Raw genomic sequence first — 14,869 nt, 5'->3', positions numbered from 1 at the left:
GGTGCAGGCTTCGGGAAAGGTGGTTCTCCTCACGGGTGGCGCACGTCGCGTGGGGGCGGCCATTGCCCGCGAACTCGCCGTGCAAGGCTGCCAGTTGGCCCTTCACTATAGACGATCGCGGCCGGAGGCCGAAGCCCTGGCGAGCGCCTTGCGGCAGGAATTCTCGACAACTGTGGAACTGTTCTGCGCCGATCTCAGCGAAGCGAATGCCCCCGACCGTCTGCTGCAGCAGGTGCACGACCGCTTCGGCCGCCTCGACGGATTGGTCAACAACGCCTCTCTGTATCGTCCGGCGCCCTTCTCCGAATTGCGTCTGGAGGACTGGCAGGAGATGGAGGCGATCCACATTCGTGCACCGCTGTTCTTGAGTCGCGCCGCTTGGCCCCTGCTGCGTGCGCAAGCCGGCGCCATCGTCAATATTGGCGATGTGCATGGCGAGATTCCTTTGCGTGGCTATCTTCCCTACAGCGTCAGCAAGGCCGGTCTGTTGGCGCTGACTCGCGCCTTGGCCAAGGAGCTGGGGCCAGAGGTACGCGTCAATAGTGTCTCCCCGGGGGTAGTCCTTTGGGCGGAGGGCAAAGATCCGCCGGATGGTGACCGCGCCGGACTTCTCGCCCGCACCGCCCTGAAGCGTGAGGGAGAACCTGCCGACATTGCCCGGGCAGTCGCCTGGCTGCTATTCGATGCGCCCTATGTAACGGGGCAGAACATCGTCGTGGACGGCGGGCGCATGTTATATTGAGGCGATGAGCCCTATGGAAAGAACCCCCGTCCAGTTTTACACCGAAGAGGAACTGGATATCCTCGAAGAAAGCGATCCCGTCGCCGCGGCCAAGATCGCCCACGCCCAGGCGATGGCACAGCGCCTTATCGGTCGCAAGCGCGAATTTGGTCCCAACGATCCCCTGCCGAACCCGCAAGCAGTGGCGGAAGCAGTCGCTGCGGTGCGGCGCATTCTCAACCGCGATGGCGGCGATATCGAGCTGGTGGAAATCGCCGGGCGTGATGTGCGGGTGCGCATGAAAGGGGCCTGTGCCGGTTGCCCCAACGCCGTCATCGACCTGCAACAGGTGGTGGAGAAGATTGTCGGGGCGGTCCCCGGCGTCGCCAGCGTGAGCAACACCTTTTGAAGGCGGCGAGAGCGGTCCCCAAAGTCGGCTTCGTCAGCCTTGGCTGTCCGAAAGCAACGGTGGACAGCGAGCGCATCCTCACCCAATTGCGTGCCGAGGGCTATCAGATGGTCGGCGACTATGCCGGCGCCGATCTGGTGGTGGTCAACACCTGCGGCTTCATCGACGCGGCGGTAGAGGAGTCCCTGGAGGCGATTGCTGAGGCCCTGCAGGAGAATGGTCGGGTGGTCGTCACCGGCTGTCTGGGGGCAAAGGACCAGGGCGACTTTGTGCGCAAGGTCCATCCCAGGGTGCTGGCGGTCACCGGGCCGCAGGAAAACAGCGCAGTGCTGGAGGCGATCCACGAAGCGCTGCCGCCGGCCCACGATCCTTTCGATGATTTGGTGCCACCCCAGGGGCTGCGCCTGACGCCCTCCCACTACGCCTATTTGAAGATCTCCGAGGGCTGCAATCAGTCCTGCAGTTTCTGCATCATCCCCAGCATGCGCGGCAAACTCGTAAGCCGCGATCCCGACGCCATTCTGCGTGAAGCGGAGGCTCTGGTAGCGAGTGGGGTGCAGGAGTTGCTGGTGATCTCCCAGGACACCGGCGCCTATGGCGTGGACCGCAAATACCGTACGGCCTTTCACCAGGGTCGCCCGCTCAAGGCCCGAATCACGGACCTCTGTGCCGCTCTCGGTGAACTGGGGGTCTGGGTACGGCTGCATTACGTCTATCCCTATCCGCACATCGACGAGCTGCTCCCCCTGATGGCATCGGGCAAGATCCTTCCTTACCTGGATGTGCCCCTGCAGCATGGCAGCCCGCGCATCCTCAAGGCCATGCGGCGGCCGGCGGCCGCCGAGCGTACCCTGGAGCGAATTCAGGGCTGGCGAGCCGCAGTGCCGGACTTGACCATCCGCAGTACCTTCATTGTCGGATTTCCCGGCGAGACGGAGACGGAGTTTGCGGAACTGCTCGATTTTCTGCGCGCCGCGCAACTCGACCGGGTCGGCTGCTTTGCCTATTCTCCAGTGGACGGCGCTGCTGCGAATGCCTTGCCGGATTCCGTTCCCGAGTCCGAGCGTGAGGAACGTCGCGCCCGCTTCATGGCGGTACAACAGGAGATCAGCGCTGCTCGTCTGCGCCAACAGGTGGGCCAATTGCGCGAAGTGCTCATCGACGCGATCCACCCCGACGGCAGCGCCGTGGCCCGTAGCCATGCCGACGCCCCGGAAATCGACGGTGTGGTGCATCTACAGAACGCCCAGGGGCGACGGGTGGGAGAGCGCCTGCACGTGCGCATCTGCGATGCCGATGAATACGACCTGTTTGCCGTCATCGACTGACCTCGCGTTGAGAGACATTGCAAGAACGATTCTCATTTAATACAATCGCACGCAGAGGGATTTAACTGGGAGCGATCATGGAGCAGAGGCAGTGCACGCAGGAACTTCGAACCTTGGGACAACTGTCGCGCGGCGCGCGCGGCATCATCCACGCGGTTCGGGGTACCAGCAACGAGAGCAAGCGCTTGCTGGTGATGGGTCTGCGTCCCGGCACGGCTTTTATCCTGCTGTTGGGACCAGACCGTCGCGGCGTGGTACTCGATAGCGCCGGCACCCGCATTGCCTTGGGCCGCGAGTGGCTGGAGCAGATCCAGATCCGCCCCCTGTCCTCCTTCGGGGAGGACTGATCCATGGTCAAGCACTGTCATGCGGCCGCGGAGACCAAGCGCGCAGAGGGCCTGCCGCGCATCGCTCTGGTTGGCAATCCCAATTGTGGCAAGACGACCATTTACAATCTCCTCACTGGCACCCATCAGACGGTGGGTAACTGGCCCGGGGTCACCGTCGAGCGCCGCTCTGGCAGCGCGCGCCTGGGGGACGAGAAGATCGAAGTGATCGATCTGCCGGGTATTTACAGCCTGCTCGGTGGAGGTGGCGAGGATCAGGCGGTTGCGCGCCACTTTCTGCGCGACGAGGAGGTCGAGCTCATTGTCCAGGTCCTCGATGCCAGTACCCTGGAGCGACAGCTCCTGCTCACCGCCGAGCTGGTGGAGCTGCAGCGGCCTTTGCTCCTCATTCTGAACATGGTGGACGAGGCCGAGGATCGCGGTCTGCGGGTGGATGCCCAGGCCCTGTCGCTGCAGCTTGGGGTGCCGGTGGTCCCTATGGTGGCGCGCAAGGGCAGGGGGTTGCGCGAACTGCGCATGGCCTTGCGCAGCGCGTTGCGAAGCCTGTCTCTGCCGCAGCGGCCGGCCTGGCCTGCAGATCTGGAAGCTGCCCTGCACGGCTTTGCCGCCCAGATTGACGGAGCGCGCGGCCGCTTTCTCGCCTGGCAGTACCTGGAACTACCCGAGAGCACGCCGCAGGCGCTGCTTGCCGCGCGCGCCTCTGCGGCGCAGCATCTGCAGGCAGACAGTGCCGAGGATGTTGCCGATCTGTTGCCTGCTGCGCGTTTCACCTGGGCTGCACAACTTGCCGCGCAGGTGATCGTGTCCAGTGGCAAGGCGGGATGGCGTCAGCACCTGACCCGTCATCTCGATCGCTGGATCTTGCATGACTGGCTCGGCGTGCCGATCTTTCTTGCGGTGTTGTATCTGGTTTTTGTGGTCAGCTTCAGCGGTGGCAATGTCTTCCTGGACTTCTTCGATCAGGCTTCTGCTGCCCTGCTGATGCATGGTTTCGGTCACCTGCTGCTCCTCTCCGGCGCCCCGGACTGGATGGTGAGTTCTCTGGCCGGCGGTATTGGCGGTGGGCTGAATCTGGTGATCAGCTTCATTCCTCCCATCGGACTCACCTTTCTCTTCCTCGCCTTTCTCGAAGATTCCGGCTACATGGCGCGGGCGGCCTATGTGATGGATCGCCTGATGCGCCGGGTGGGGTTGCCCGGCAATGCCCTGGTGCCGATGGTTATCGGCTTTGGTTGCAATGTGCCGGCGATCATGGGAGCACGAATCATCGACGATCCTCGTGGTCGGGTGCTTACGGTGTTGATGCAACCTTTCATGTCCTGCTCGGCCCGGCTGACCATTTACATGGCCTTTGCCGTGGTCTTTTTCCGCGGCAACGGTGGGCAGGTGGTTTTTCTGTTGTATTTGACGGGCGTTGTCATGGCCCTGTTCACTGCCTGGCTGCTGGGAAAAACCGCGCTACGGGGAGAGGCCCGACCCTTCGTCATGGAGCTCCCGCCCTATCGTTTGCCTAGCCTGCGCAGCGTGGTGCTGCAGGCCTGGCAGCGCCTGCGCATCTTTATCCTGCGCGTCGGTAAGGTGATTGCCGCCATCGGCTTCATTCTCTTCCTCTTGCCGGGAATTGGCTGGACCAGTCAGGGCCTGCGCGCCACCGATATCGACCACTCCCTGCTGGCGCAGGGTAGCGAGGCGCTGGTTCCCGTTTTTGCGCCCATGGGCATCGAGCGAGACAACTGGCCCGCCGTTGCTGGACTGGTGGCGGGCGCGGCCGCCAAGGAGGTCGTCATCGGTACCCTCAACGGCATCTATCAGCGGCAGGCGGGTGGGGATCTGATGGCAGAGTATCGGCAGGTGGATCTGCTGCAGGAGCTTCGCGACGCCCTGGCCACCATCCCGGAGAATGCCGGCAAGCTGTTCAGCAGCCTGGGAGATCCTTTGGGACTGGGCGATCTGGCCAACCGGGACGCGAGTATCGCCGCTTCGGGAGCGAGTTCTGAGACCCTTGGCTCCCTGGCACAAAGCTTTACACCGCTAACGGCCCTGGCATATCTCCTCTTTGTGCTGCTCTACGTGCCCTGTGCCAGCACCATGGGGGCCCTGCGGCGCGAGGTTGGCTGGGGTTGGATGCTCTTCTCCGTCGGCTATGGTATTGGCATGGCCTGGGCGGTGGCAACGCTGGTCTATCAGTGGGGGACCTATGCCGCCCATCCGCAGGCGACATGGCTGTGGACCGCCGGTATTGCCGTGGCCCTTGGCATCTTGCTCTTGGCTTTGCGCCGACAAGGGCAGCACCAGCAAAACCCGTTGCGGCTTCTGGAGCAGGGATGATGGAGAGCCCCCTTTTTCGGATTCGCGATCTGTTACGCGATAGGGAAAGCCTGAGCGCCGCTGAGATCGCCCAGCGCCTGGACTTGCCGCAAGATCTGGTCGATGCCGGCCTGCAGCATTGGCAGAGGCGTGGAACGATCGTTCGGGTGCAGACGTTGGTGCAAGCCCAAAGCTCAGAGGGTAGCTGTCAGAGTGCTTGTGCCGGCGCCTGCGCCGCCTGTGTGCGACCGCAGCCGCCAGCCTTGGTGGGTGCACGCTATCGGTGGCGCGCCAAAGCGGCCGCCGCCTGAGAACTGAAAAGAACAATTGCGATTGTGGAGGCAATGGTCTCCTGCTGCGCGAGTGAGGCCGTTCCCGGGATTGTGGCGACTCCGTCTAGATACGGACATATCTGGGTTTGGGAACGGGATCCAGATGGACCCATTTCCATTCTGAGGCTCGAGCAATGCAGAATCCGTCTGTCCAGATGCTCATGGGATGTTCGTACTGATCATACCCAAGTTCCAGATCCTTGGTGGCTCCCCGTCCCAGCCAGGCGGTTACGGGAAAGTATTCATACGAACCAGCGTCGCGGCGATTGTAGGAGGGGGCGTGGGGATCGGGTAAATACGCGCGCAGGTACTGGAGGATGGTAGGGATCTCGGCACACCATACCCGACACAGGCCATCCTCCCCCTCAGACCAGCCTGATTGATCCTCTGGCGTGTCGAAGACCAGACGCTTTTCGCGCAGCAGGCGCTCGATGATGGTGATATAGAGCTCAAAGTGCTCTATATTGCTCATTTCGACGTTGGTGAGAGAATCCCATATATGATGCGTTTGCACTCCCCAACTCGCATCACAAAATTCTTCCCAGTTTTCATAATAGGGTGAAAGAAAAAGAAACTCTTCAATTTCCATGGCTAGTTCTGCTCCTGGGAAAGCTTTCCAATTCTCCGGATAGTTGGGAACGGTCGCTACGCCTGCGAGGGGCTTTGTTGGTGATAGATCCATTCCCAATCCGTCACTTCGGCAAAGCGCTCCCCATTGGCGGACAGAGTCATGAGTGTTTCCGCATCGGCGGGAGTGAAAGCCCCCTTACGCGCCCCGCGACCGAGCCAGGCAACGGGAGGGTAGGGGTGCTCCTGATTCTTGTTCTCGACATACTCCCGAAAGTACGCCATAGCCTCGGGGGCGTTGACGCACCAGACGCGATATTTTCCGTTTGCATCGCGCTGCCAACCCGGCCGCTGGGGATCTGGCACAGCGAGGACCAGACGTTTATCCCGCAGGAGGATTTCGATCAAGGCCAAGAAAAGGGAGTGTCGCTCTGCATCGCTGTTGGCAACAGGCCGATGCAGTAGCTCGAGGAAGGCTCTTCGGATTTTTACCTCGCCGCCACCAGAATTTACTGTTTTTTCGTCGGGAATCGCTTCTTCTGGTATCGACTGGGCCAACTTCAGGAAGCGGTGATGCAAGACGCCGGCATCGAATAGTGACCAGATCTCTGGCAGCCCTGCGGGGGCTACGGAGGTACAAAATACATCATAGTTTCGGAAGTAGGGGATTTGGGTGTAGAGCTCTATTGGTTCCATGCGTTCTCCTTTTCGTCTAGATACGGACATATCTGGGTTTGGGAACGGGATCCAGATGGACCCATTTCCACTCTGCTGGTGAGGCAACGCAGGTTCCGTCGGTCCAGAGGCTCATGGGATGATCATACTGATCATACCCAAGTTCCAGATCTTTGGTGGCTCCCCGTCCCAGCCAGGCGGTTACCGGAAAGTATTGATACGAACCAGCGTCGCGGCGATTGTAGGAGGGGGCGTGGGGATCGGGTAAATACGCGCGCAGGTACTGGAGGATGGTAGGGATCTCGGCACACCATACCCGACACAGGCCATCCTCATTTCTATGCCAGCCTGATTGATCCTCTGGGGTGCCGAAGACCAGGCGCTTTTCGCGCAGCAGGCGCTCGATGATGGTGATATAGAGCTCAAAGTGCTCTATATTGCTCATTTCGACATTGCTGAGAGATTTCCATATATGATGCGTTTGCACTCCCCAATTTACGTCACAAAATTCGTCCCAGCTTTCATAATAGGGTGAACGGAAAAGAAACTCTTCAATTTCCATGGCTAGTTCTGCTCCTGGGAAAGCTTTCAAATTCTCCGGATAGTTGGGAACGGTCGCTACGCCTGAGATGGTTTTGCCTAGATACGGACATATCTGGGTTTGGGGACGGGATCCAGATGGACCCATTTCCATTCTGAGGCTCGAGCAATGCAGGTTCCGTCGGTCCAGAGGCTCATGGGATGATCATACTGATCATACCCAAGTTCCAGATCTTTGGTGGCTCCCCGTCCCAGCCAGGCGGTTACCGGAAAATAGGGATACAAGCCCGCTTCTTTGCGATCGTAGGAGGGAGCGTGGGGATCGGGTAAATACTCGCGCAGGTACTGGAGTATGGTGGGGATTTCGGCACACCACACTCGCTGCAGGCCATCCTCATCTCTATGCCAGCCTGATTGATCCTCTGGGGTGCCGAAGACCAGACGCTTTTCGCGCAGGAGGCGCTCGATGATGGTGATATAGAGTTCAAAGTGCTCTACATTCCTCATTTCGACATAGTTGAGAGCATTCCATACCTCGTGCGTTTGCGCTCCCCAGCTTACATCACAAAATCTTTCCCAAGTATCCTCATACGGTGAAATAAAAAGAAACTCTTCAATTTCCATGGCTAGTTCTGCTCCTGGGAAAGCTTTCCAATTCTCCGGATAGTTGGGAACAATCGCTACACCTGAGATGGTTTTGCCTAGATACGGACATATCTGGGTTTGGGGACAGGATCCAGGTGGACCCATTTCCATTCTGCTGGTGAGGCAACGCAGGTTCCGTCGGTCCAGAGGCTCATGGGATGATCATACTGATCATACCCAAGTTCCAGATTCTTGGTGGCTCCCCGCCCCAGCCAGGCGGTTACCGGAAAGTATTCATACGAACCAGCGTCGCTGCGATTGTAGGAGGGGGCGTGGGGATCGGGTAAGTACTCGCGCAGGTACTGGAGGATAGTGGGGATTTCGGCACACCATACCCGAGACAGGTCATCCTCATCTCTATGCCAGCCTGATTGATCCTCCGGCGAGCCGAAGACCAGGCGTTTTTCGCGCAGCAGGCGCTCGATGATGGTGATATAGAGCTCAAAGTGCTCTATATTGCTCATTTCGACGTTGGTGAGAGAATCCCATATATGATGCGTTTGCACTCCCCAACTCGCATCACAAAATTCTTCCCAGTTTTCATAATAGGGTGAAAGAAAAAGAAACTCTTCAATTTCCATGGCTAGTTCTGCTCCTGGGAAAGCTTTCCAATTCTCCGGATAGTTGGGAACGGTCGCTACGCCTGAGATGGTTTTGCCTAGATACGGACATATCTGGGTTTGGGGACGGGATCCAGATGGACCCATTTCCATTCTGAGGCTCGAGCAATGCAGAATCCGTCTGTCCAGATGCTCATGGGATGTTCGTACTGATCATACCCAAGTTCCAGATCCTTGGTGGCTCCCCGTCCCAGCCAGGCGGTTACCGGAAAATAGGGATACAAGCCCGCTTCTTTGCGATCGTAGGAGGGAGCGTGGGGATCGGGTAAATACTCGCGCAGGTACTGGAGTATGGTGGGGATTTCGGCACACCACACTCGCTGCAGGCCATCCTCATCTCTATGCCAGCCTGATTGATCCTCTGGGGTGCCGAAGACCAGACGCTTTTCGCGCAGGAGGCGCTCGATGATGGTGATATAGAGTTCAAAGTGCTCTACATTCCTCATTTCGACATAGTTGAGAGCATTCCATACCTCGTGCGTTTGCGCTCCCCAGCTTACATCACAAAATCTTTCCCAAGTATCCTCATACGGTGAAATAATGCGTATTCTGTTGATCATGGGCGGTGATTCTGCTGATCGTGGGCACCCCCAATCAGCGAACTTTCTGGTCACGTAAATTCTAGGCATAGGTGCCCACGATCGGTCAAATCAGTGGCGTCATGAGCACCCGGCCGTGGTGGCCGATCATCGGTGTAAATTTCTTCATTTACCTTTACCATGTAAACGGTAAATTTACTCATGATCCTGCCTCTCCATCGCCGGTCTGTACCCGTTGGCGGCGCATCGATTCGCCTTTGAGCTCCAGGCGGTGGGCACTGTGCAGCAGACGGTCGAGGACGGCATCGGCGACGGTGGGTTCTCCGAGGATTTCATGCCAATGCGAGACCGGCAATTGGCTGGTGATTAGGGTGGCCTGCTGGGCGACGCGATCATCAAGGATTTCCAGCAGATCCCGGGCATCCTCGCTGTTCATCGGGGCGAGGCCCCAATCGTCCAGGAGCAACAGGTGCACCTTGGCAAGAGTCGTGAGAAAGCGGCCGAAACTGCCGTCACCGTGACGGATATGAAGCTCTTCCAGTAAGCGCGGCAAACGGAAGTAGCGCACACTCAGGCCCTGACGGCAGGCCTGGTGCCCCAGGGCGCAGGCAATCCAGGTCTTGCCGGTACCGGTGGCACCGGTGATCAGCAGGTTTTGTCCTCGCCGTATCCAGTCACACTGTATCAAGGCCGCCATTTTGGTACGGTCCAGACCACGGGAGGCGCGATGATCGAGGTCTTCGACGGCGGCATGTACCTTGAGTTTGGCCAGCTGCAACAGGCGCTTTCGCCGGCGGTTGTCGCGCGCACAGAGTTCTCGGTCGAGAAGCAGTGCCAGGCGATCTACGAAGGGAAGTTCTTGCAGTTGCGGCGAGGTGGACTGCTCGGCCAGGGCCTCTGCCATGGCGTGTAGGTTGAGTTGCTGTAAGGTCTGAATGGTCGGTTGCAAAGACATGGGAAGACTCCGGTTTAGTGATAGTAGCGAGGGCCGCGGATATTGCCGTGCTGCGGTAACGGTTTGGCAGGAACGGGATCGTGTGGGCTGTGGTCCAGTCCCCGCTCCAGGATGGAGCGGACACTGCGGGTCGTGGGGGAGCCGTGGCGTAGAGCACGGTGACAGGCGTGTTCCAGACGCTCCTTCCCGTAGCGGCGACAGAGATGGAGTAGGCCGAGACAGGAGCGATATCCCTGCTCCGGATGGGGCTTGTTCTCCAGTTGCCAGCGCACCACGTCCCGAGTCGATGGACCGATGGAGAGCCCCCAATGCAACAGGCGCCCCGGACTCCATTCCAGGTGCCGCTGGTGAGCCTTGGGCATGTGTTCGGTCAAGGTGCTGTAGCGCGCCTGGACGCCCTCACGCAGATGGCAAGCGACGCGCTGTTGCCCCTGGAAGATCTCCACGGTTTGCGCGCTGATGCGTAGCTCCACCCGCTGTCCGACGAGGCGATGCGGTACGGAGTAGAAGCGTCCTTGGTAGGCAACATGGTAATCGATACTGACTTTGGCGGACTTCCAGTCAGCATACTCGTAGGGCTGTTCTGGTAGTGGCTGCAGGGCAGGAGCGTCCAACTCCGCAAAAGCGCTGCGGCGGCAGCCTGGTAGCTGTTTGAAGGGGCGTCCGTTCAGGTCTTCCAGTAGGCTGTGGAGAGTCTGATTCAGTTCCGCTAGCGAGAAGAACTGGAAGTGGCGCAGGCGCGCCAGAATCCAGCGCTCCACCACTTGCACCCCGACCTCGACCTTGGCCTTGTCTTTCGGTTTATAAGGGCGGGTGGGCAGTACCACCGCAGCATAATGCCGGGCGAGATCCTGATAACTTCGATGGATTTCGGGCTCGTAGCGCGAGGCCTTGGTTACCGCCGCCTTCAAATTATCTGGCACGAACAGACGCGGTGCCCCGCCAAAGAACTCCAGGGCGCGTACATGCGCGCCGAGGAAATCCGGCAGACTCTGGGTCCAGGTAGCCTCGCAATAGGTGTAGTTGGAGGCACCCAACACCGCGACGAAGATCTGCGCCGGGCGGATCTCCCCGGTCTGGGGATCAACCACCGGCACGATGGGACCAGCGTAGTCGATGAACAGCTTCTCACCAGCCTTGTGGTTTTGCCACATGCTGCGTTTGAGCCCCGCCCGCCAGCGTCGGTACAGGACGCAGAACTGGGCATACTGATACACCGCTTCTTGCGGGTACGCGGCGGAATATTCCTCCCAGAGCAACTGCAGGGTCACGCCTTTGCGCCGCAGCTCGGCATGGATCCGGGCAAAATCCGGCTGCACCTTGCCAGAGACGGTGTGCCGTGAGGGACTGGAGAACCATGCCGCTTCCAGGGCTACTTCTTGCCCCTCTGGCAGAGGCCAAGAGATACCTGCCTGTTCGGCTTTCTGTAAATACTTCCCGACGACTCCCTTGGAGAGCCCACAAGATCGGGCAATTTGCCGCTGGCTGAACCCTGCGGCGTGTAAACGGAGCACTTCGTAAATCGCTTTCATCGTCATCCTCGGTGTAGGCATCCTCGATCTCCTGTAAAAGAGCCAAGAATGCTTGCTAAGCCAATGAATGACCAGAAAGATTTCAATTCGCCAGAGGGTAAATCCGAACAGATTCTGGAATCGTGGGCACTGATTCTGAAAAACCCGCAAAAGTGCCCACGATCACACCAGAATCAGTGCCCACGATCGATCAGAATGACCGCCCACGATGCATCAGAATCGGTGCCCACGATGGTCCAGAATATGCAGAAATAAAAAGAAACTCTTCAATTTCCATGGCTAGTTCTGCTCCTGGGAAAGCTTTCCAATTCTCCGGATAGTTGGGAACAATCGCTACACCTGAGATGGTTTTGCCTAGATACGGACATATCTGGGTTTGGGGACAGGATCCAGGTGGACCCATTTCCATTCTGCTGGTGAGGCAACGCAGGTTCCGTCGGTCCAGAGGCTCATGGGATGATCATACTGATCATACCCAAGTTCCAGATTCTTGGTGGCTCCCCGCCCCAGCCAGGCGGTTACCGGAAAGTATTCATACGAACCAGCGTCGCTGCGATTGTAGGAGGGGGCGTGGGGATCGGGTAAGTACTCGCGCAGGTACTGGAGGATAGTGGGGATTTCGGCACACCATACCCGAGACAGGTCATCCTCATCTCTATGCCAGCCTGATTGATCCTCCGGCGAGCCGAAGACCAGGCGTTTTTCGTGCAGCAGGCGCTCGATGATGGTGATATAGAGCTCAAAGTGCTCTATATTGCTCATTTCGACGTTGGTGAGAGAATCCCATATATGATGCGTTTGCACTCCCCAACTCGCATCACAAAATTCTTCCCAGTTTTCATAATAGGGTGAAAGAAAAAGAAACTCTTCAATTTCCATGGCTAGTTCTGCTCCTGGGAAAGCTTTCCAATTCTCCGGATAGTTGGGAACGGTCGCTACGCCTGAGATGGTTTTGCCTAGATACGGACATATCTGGGTTTGGGAACGGGATCCAGATGGACCCATTTCCATTCTGAGGCTCGAGCAATGCAGAATCCGTCTGTCCAGATGCTCATGGGATGTTCGTACTGATCATACCCAAGTTCCAGATCCTTGGTGGCTCCCCGTCCCAGCCAGGCGGTTACGGGAAAGTATTCATACGAACCAGCGTCGCGGCGATTGTAGGAAGGGGCGTGGGGATCGGGTAAATACGCGCGCAGGTACTGGAGGATGATGGGGATCTCGGTACACCACACTAGCTGCAGGCCATCCTCATCTCTATGCCAGCCTGATTGATCCTCTGGGGTGCCGAAGACCAGGCGCTTTTCGCGCAGCAGGCGCTCGATGATGGTGATATAGAGCTCAAAGTGCTCTATATTGCTCATTTCGACATTGCTGAGAGATTTCCATATATGATGCGTTTGTACTCCCCAATTCACATCACAAAATTCTTCCCAGCTTTCATAATAGGGTGAACGAAAAAGAAACTCTTCAATTTCCATGGCTAGTTCTGCTCCTGGGAAAGCTTTCCAATTCTCCGGATAGTTGGGAACGGTCGCTACGCCTGCGAGGGGCTTTGTTGGTGATAGATCCATTCCCAATCCGTCACTTCGGCAAAGCGCTCCCCATTGGCGGACAGAGTCATGAGTGTTTCCGCATCGGCGGGAGTGAAAGCCCCCTTACGCGCCCCGCGACCGAGCCAGGCAACGGGAGGGTAGGGGTGTTCCTGATTCTTGTTCTCGACATACTCCCGAAAGTACGCCATAGCCTCGGGGGCATTGACGCACCAGACGCGATATTTTCCGTTTGCATCGCGCTGCCAACCCGGCCGCTGCGGATCTGGCACAGCGAGGACCAGACGTTTATCCCGCAGGAGGATTTCGATCAAGGCCAAGAAAAGGGAGTGTCGCTCTGCATCGCTGTTGGCAACAGGCCGATGCAGTAGCTCGAGGAAGGCTCTTCGGATTTTTACCTCGCCGCCACCAGAATTTACTGTTTTTTCGTCGGGAATCGCTTCTTCTGGTATCGACTGGGCCAACTTCAGGAAGCGGTGATGCAAGACGCCGGCATCGAATAGTGACCAGATCTCTGGCAGCCCTGCGGGGGCTACGGAGGTACAAAATACATCATAGTTTCGGAAGTAGGGGATTTGGGTGTAGAGCTCTATTGGTTCCATGCGTTCTCCTTTTCGTCTAGATACGGACATATCTGGGTTTGGGAACGGGATCCAGATGGACCCATTTCCAGTCTGAGGCTCGAGCAATGCAGGTTCCGTCGGTCCAGAGGCTCATGGGATGATCATACTGATCATCCCCAAGTTCCAGATCTTTGGTGGCTCCCCGCCCCAGCCAGGCGGTTACCGGAAAGTATTGATACGAACCAGCGTCGCTGTGATTGTAGGAGGGGGCGTGGGGATCGGGTAAATACTCGCGCAGGTAGTGGAGGATGGTGGGGATCTCGGCACACCAAACCAGCTTCAGGCCGTCTTCCCCCTTAGGCCAGCTTGATTGATCCTCCGGCGAGCCGAAGACCAGGCGCTTTTCGCGCAGCAGGCGCTCGATGATGGCGATATAGAGCTCAAAGTGCTCTATATTGCTCATTTCGACGTTGGTGAGAGAATCCCATATATGATGCGTTTGCACTCCCCAACTTGCATCACAAAATTCTTCCCAGCTTTCATAATAGGGTGAACGGACAAGAAACTCTTCAATCTCCATGGCTATTTTTTGCTCCTGTGAAAGCTTTCAAGTTCTCCGGATAGTTGGGAACAATCGCTACGCCTGAGATGGTTTTGCCTAGATACGGACATATCTGGGTTTGGGGACAGGATCCAGATGGACCCATTTCCAGTCTGAGGCTCGAGCAATGCAGGTTCCGTCGGTCCAGAGGCTCACGGGATGATCATACTGATCATACCCAAGTTCCAGATCTTTGGTGGCTCCCCGTCCTAGCCAGGCGGTTACCGGAAAATAGGGATACAGGCCCGCCTCTTTGCGATCGTAGGAGGAGGCGTGGGGGTCGGGTAAATACGCGCGCAGGTACTGGAGGATGGTGGAGATCTCGGCACACCACACTCGCTGCAGGCCATCCTCATCTCTATGCCAGCCTGATTGATCCTCCGGCGAGCCGAAGACCAGGCGCTTTTCGCGCAGGAGGCGCTCGATGATGGTGATATAGAGCTCAAAGTGCTCTACATTGCTCATTTCGACATAGTTGAGAGCATTCCATACCTCGTCAGTTTGCGCTCCCCAGCTTACATCACAAAATCTTTCCCAAGTATCCTCATAGGGTGAAAGAAAAAGAAACTCTTCAATCTCCATGGCTATTTCTGCTCCTGTGAAAGCTTTCAAGTTCTCCGGATAGTTGGGAACGA

Annotated in this window: 19 protein-coding genes; 6 read left to right on the top strand and 13 right to left on the bottom strand. The window is 57.8% G+C overall.

Annotated elements, in window-relative coordinates; genetic code table 11:
• Position 1 precedes the first annotated feature (1 nt).
• The 6 genes from ACQAYK_RS12245 (at position 2) to ACQAYK_RS12220 (ending at position 5,423) form a co-directional block, all read left to right on the top strand.
• Positions 2 to 742, top strand: coding sequence for a pteridine reductase (locus tag ACQAYK_RS12245; RefSeq protein WP_215872209.1), 741 nt, complete (start codon positions 2 to 4; stop codon positions 740 to 742).
• Between the two features lie 13 nt (positions 743 to 755).
• Positions 756 to 1,130, top strand: coding sequence for a NifU family protein (locus ACQAYK_RS12240; protein WP_226826903.1), 375 nt, complete (start codon positions 756 to 758; stop codon positions 1,128 to 1,130).
• Positions 1,127 to 2,458 (top strand): 30S ribosomal protein S12 methylthiotransferase RimO, encoded by a 1,332-nt coding sequence (gene rimO, locus ACQAYK_RS12235; RefSeq protein ID WP_215872211.1) that lies wholly within the window; start codon positions 1,127 to 1,129, stop codon positions 2,456 to 2,458. The genes ACQAYK_RS12240 and rimO overlap by 4 nt, the downstream gene beginning before the upstream one ends.
• Positions 2,459 to 2,535: 77 nt before the next feature.
• Positions 2,536 to 2,805: a FeoA family protein gene (locus ACQAYK_RS12230; protein ID WP_215872212.1), complete on the top strand. Its 270-nt coding sequence runs from the start codon at positions 2,536 to 2,538 to the stop codon at positions 2,803 to 2,805.
• A gap of 3 nt (positions 2,806 to 2,808) precedes the next feature.
• Positions 2,809 to 5,133, top strand: coding sequence for a Fe(2+) transporter permease subunit FeoB (gene feoB / locus ACQAYK_RS12225; protein ID WP_215872213.1), 2,325 nt, complete (start codon positions 2,809 to 2,811; stop codon positions 5,131 to 5,133).
• Entirely contained in the window at positions 5,130 to 5,423 is a 294-nt protein-coding gene (locus tag ACQAYK_RS12220; RefSeq protein WP_215872214.1) for a FeoC-like transcriptional regulator, read from the top strand. The genes feoB and ACQAYK_RS12220 overlap by 4 nt, the downstream gene beginning before the upstream one ends.
• 85 nt (positions 5,424 to 5,508) lie before the next feature.
• Here the strand turns inward: ACQAYK_RS12220 and ACQAYK_RS12215 are convergent, their stop codons facing one another.
• From ACQAYK_RS12215 to ACQAYK_RS12155, 13 genes are all read right to left on the bottom strand, one after another.
• Entirely contained in the window at positions 5,509 to 6,033 is a 525-nt protein-coding gene (locus ACQAYK_RS12215; RefSeq protein ID WP_215881473.1) for a hypothetical protein, read from the bottom strand.
• Positions 6,034 to 6,089: 56 nt separating this feature from the next.
• Entirely contained in the window at positions 6,090 to 6,707 is a 618-nt protein-coding gene (locus tag ACQAYK_RS12210) for a hypothetical protein (RefSeq protein WP_480082193.1), read from the bottom strand.
• Between the two features lie 16 nt (positions 6,708 to 6,723).
• Complete coding sequence (locus ACQAYK_RS12205; protein ID WP_480082199.1) at positions 6,724 to 7,248, bottom strand: hypothetical protein; 525 nt, start codon at positions 7,246 to 7,248, stop codon at positions 6,724 to 6,726.
• 77 nt (positions 7,249 to 7,325) lie between these two features.
• Positions 7,326 to 7,850 carry a hypothetical protein gene (locus ACQAYK_RS12200; RefSeq protein WP_480082198.1) on the bottom strand — a complete coding sequence of 175 codons (525 nt, stop codon included), beginning with the start codon at positions 7,848 to 7,850 and terminating at the stop codon, positions 7,326 to 7,328.
• Positions 7,851 to 7,927: 77 nt separating this feature from the next.
• Positions 7,928 to 8,452 carry a hypothetical protein gene (locus tag ACQAYK_RS12195; protein ID WP_480082197.1) on the bottom strand — a complete coding sequence of 175 codons (525 nt, stop codon included), beginning with the start codon at positions 8,450 to 8,452 and terminating at the stop codon, positions 7,928 to 7,930.
• Between the two features lie 77 nt (positions 8,453 to 8,529).
• Positions 8,530 to 9,051, bottom strand: a complete 522-nt coding sequence (locus ACQAYK_RS12190; RefSeq protein ID WP_483167650.1) for a hypothetical protein — start codon at positions 9,049 to 9,051, stop codon at positions 8,530 to 8,532.
• A gap of 178 nt (positions 9,052 to 9,229) precedes the next feature.
• The gene (gene istB, locus ACQAYK_RS12185; protein WP_483167356.1) at positions 9,230 to 9,985 is read right to left on the bottom strand and encodes an IS21-like element helper ATPase IstB; all 756 of its coding nucleotides are present in this window, start codon (positions 9,983 to 9,985) and stop codon (positions 9,230 to 9,232) included.
• A gap of 14 nt (positions 9,986 to 9,999) precedes the next feature.
• Entirely contained in the window at positions 10,000 to 11,538 is a 1,539-nt protein-coding gene (istA, locus tag ACQAYK_RS12180) for an IS21 family transposase (RefSeq protein ID WP_483165846.1), read from the bottom strand.
• 333 nt (positions 11,539 to 11,871) lie between these two features.
• Positions 11,872 to 12,396, bottom strand: a complete 525-nt coding sequence (locus ACQAYK_RS12175; RefSeq protein WP_480082195.1) for a hypothetical protein — start codon at positions 12,394 to 12,396, stop codon at positions 11,872 to 11,874.
• 77 nt (positions 12,397 to 12,473) lie between these two features.
• Positions 12,474 to 12,998 (bottom strand): hypothetical protein, encoded by a 525-nt coding sequence (locus ACQAYK_RS12170; protein ID WP_483167649.1) that lies wholly within the window; start codon positions 12,996 to 12,998, stop codon positions 12,474 to 12,476.
• Positions 12,999 to 13,054: 56 nt separating this feature from the next.
• Complete coding sequence (locus tag ACQAYK_RS12165; protein WP_480082193.1) at positions 13,055 to 13,672, bottom strand: hypothetical protein; 618 nt, start codon at positions 13,670 to 13,672, stop codon at positions 13,055 to 13,057.
• Between the two features lie 16 nt (positions 13,673 to 13,688).
• On the bottom strand, positions 13,689 to 14,213 hold the full coding sequence (locus ACQAYK_RS12160) for a hypothetical protein (RefSeq protein WP_215873476.1): 525 nt from the start codon (positions 14,211 to 14,213) through the stop codon (positions 13,689 to 13,691).
• A 78-nt stretch (positions 14,214 to 14,291) separates the two neighbouring features.
• Positions 14,292 to 14,816 (bottom strand): hypothetical protein, encoded by a 525-nt coding sequence (locus ACQAYK_RS12155; protein WP_480082192.1) that lies wholly within the window; start codon positions 14,814 to 14,816, stop codon positions 14,292 to 14,294.
• Between the last annotated feature and the right edge of the window lie 53 nt (positions 14,817 to 14,869).

The organism is Acidithiobacillus sp. AC3, assembly GCF_050261095.1.
GTDB classification, from domain to species: domain Bacteria; phylum Pseudomonadota; class Gammaproteobacteria; order Acidithiobacillales; family Acidithiobacillaceae; genus Igneacidithiobacillus; species Igneacidithiobacillus copahuensis.
Note: the sequence above shows the minus strand (reverse complement) of the source record. Positions and strands in the feature narration are given on the sequence as shown.

What these genes read in the sequence shown, in the direction of transcription:
- feoB (WP_215872213.1), top strand. Translation starts at nt 2,809, where the DNA reads ATGGTCAAGCACTGTCATGCGGCCGCGGAGACCAAGCGCGCAGAGGGC.
- ACQAYK_RS12230 (WP_215872212.1), top strand. Translation starts at nt 2,536, where the DNA reads ATGGAGCAGAGGCAGTGCACGCAGGAACTTCGAACCTTGGGACAACTG.
- istB (WP_483167356.1), bottom strand. Translation starts at nt 9,985, where the DNA reads ATGTCTTTGCAACCGACCATTCAGACCTTACAGCAACTCAACCTACAC.
- ACQAYK_RS12200 (WP_480082198.1), bottom strand. Translation starts at nt 7,850, where the DNA reads ATGGAAATTGAAGAGTTTCTTTTTATTTCACCGTATGAGGATACTTGG.
- ACQAYK_RS12205 (WP_480082199.1), bottom strand. Translation starts at nt 7,248, where the DNA reads ATGGAAATTGAAGAGTTTCTTTTCCGTTCACCCTATTATGAAAGCTGG.
- ACQAYK_RS12190 (WP_483167650.1), bottom strand. Translation starts at nt 9,051, where the DNA reads ATGATCAACAGAATACGCATTATTTCACCGTATGAGGATACTTGGGAA.
- ACQAYK_RS12175 (WP_480082195.1), bottom strand. Translation starts at nt 12,396, where the DNA reads ATGGAAATTGAAGAGTTTCTTTTTCTTTCACCCTATTATGAAAACTGG.
- istA (WP_483165846.1), bottom strand. Translation starts at nt 11,538, where the DNA reads ATGCCTACACCGAGGATGACGATGAAAGCGATTTACGAAGTGCTCCGT.
- ACQAYK_RS12155 (WP_480082192.1), bottom strand. Translation starts at nt 14,816, where the DNA reads ATGGAGATTGAAGAGTTTCTTTTTCTTTCACCCTATGAGGATACTTGG.
- ACQAYK_RS12240 (WP_226826903.1), top strand. Translation starts at nt 756, where the DNA reads ATGGAAAGAACCCCCGTCCAGTTTTACACCGAAGAGGAACTGGATATC.
- ACQAYK_RS12220 (WP_215872214.1), top strand. Translation starts at nt 5,130, where the DNA reads ATGATGGAGAGCCCCCTTTTTCGGATTCGCGATCTGTTACGCGATAGG.
- ACQAYK_RS12215 (WP_215881473.1), bottom strand. Translation starts at nt 6,033, where the DNA reads ATGGAAATTGAAGAGTTTCTTTTTCTTTCACCCTATTATGAAAACTGG.
- ACQAYK_RS12210 (WP_480082193.1), bottom strand. Translation starts at nt 6,707, where the DNA reads ATGGAACCAATAGAGCTCTACACCCAAATCCCCTACTTCCGAAACTAT.
- ACQAYK_RS12165 (WP_480082193.1), bottom strand. Translation starts at nt 13,672, where the DNA reads ATGGAACCAATAGAGCTCTACACCCAAATCCCCTACTTCCGAAACTAT.
- ACQAYK_RS12160 (WP_215873476.1), bottom strand. Translation starts at nt 14,213, where the DNA reads ATGGAGATTGAAGAGTTTCTTGTCCGTTCACCCTATTATGAAAGCTGG.
- ACQAYK_RS12170 (WP_483167649.1), bottom strand. Translation starts at nt 12,998, where the DNA reads ATGGAAATTGAAGAGTTTCTTTTTCGTTCACCCTATTATGAAAGCTGG.
- ACQAYK_RS12195 (WP_480082197.1), bottom strand. Translation starts at nt 8,452, where the DNA reads ATGGAAATTGAAGAGTTTCTTTTTCTTTCACCCTATTATGAAAACTGG.